1 protein-coding gene is annotated in these 1,019 nt (G+C 72.1%); it reads left to right on the top strand.

Annotated features, from left to right (window positions below; all coding sequences use genetic code 11):
• Window positions 1–1,019: DEAD/DEAH box helicase (locus FHS38_RS34785; RefSeq protein WP_184740601.1), on the top strand; the 1,019-nt coding region annotated here is incomplete at both ends.

Raw genomic sequence — 1,019 nt, 5'->3', positions numbered from 1 at the left:
TTCCCGATCCAGGGTGCGACGTTGCCGAACTCGCTGGCCGGCCGGGACGTCCTGGGCCGTGGCCGGACCGGTTCCGGCAAGACCCTGGCGTTCGGGCTGGCGCTGCTGGCCCGTACCGCCGGGCTGCGTGCCGAGCCCAGGCAGCCGGTCGCCCTGGTGCTCGTGCCCACCCGGGAGCTGGCCCAGCAGGTCACCGACGCGCTCACCCCCTACGCCCGCGCGCTGAAGCTGCGCATGGCCACCGTGGTCGGCGGCATGTCGATCGGCCGGCAGGCCAGTGCGCTGCGCGGCGGCACCGAGGTCGTCGTCGCGACCCCGGGCCGGCTCAAGGACCTCATCGAGCGCGGCGACTGCCGCCTGGACCGCGTGAACATCACCGTCCTGGACGAGGCCGACCAGATGGCCGACATGGGCTTCATGCCCCAGGTCACCGAGCTCCTCGACCTCGTGCGCCCCGAGGGTCAGCGGATGCTGTTCTCCGCCACCCTGGACCGCAACGTCGATCTCCTGGTCCGCCGCTACCTCCACGACCCGGTGGTCCACTCGGTCGACCCCTCCGCCGGTGCGGTGACGACGATGGAACACCACGTGCTGCACGTGCACGGCGCGGACAAGTACGCCACCACCACCGAGATCGCCGCCCGCGACGGCCGGGTGATCATGTTCCTGGACACCAAGCACGCCGTCGACCAGCTCACCCAGCACCTGCTCAACAGCGGGGTCCGCGCCGCGGCGCTGCACGGCGGGAAGTCCCAGCCCCAGCGCACCCGGACCCTCGCCCAGTTCAAGACCGGGCACGTCACCGCACTGGTGGCCACCAACGTCGCCGCCCGCGGCATCCACGTCGACAACCTCGACCTCGTCGTCAACGTCGACCCGCCCAGCGACCACAAGGACTACCTCCACCGCGGCGGCCGCACCGCCCGCGCCGGAGAATCCGGCAGCGTCGTCACCCTCGTCCTGCCCAACCAACGCCGCGACATGACCCGCCTCATGGCCGACGCCGGCATCACCCCGCA

The sequence above is a fragment of the Streptomyces netropsis genome, from assembly GCF_014203545.1.
GTDB classification, from domain to species: domain Bacteria; phylum Actinomycetota; class Actinomycetes; order Streptomycetales; family Streptomycetaceae; genus Streptomyces; species Streptomyces netropsis.
Note: the sequence above shows the minus strand (reverse complement) of the source record. Positions and strands in the feature narration are given on the sequence as shown.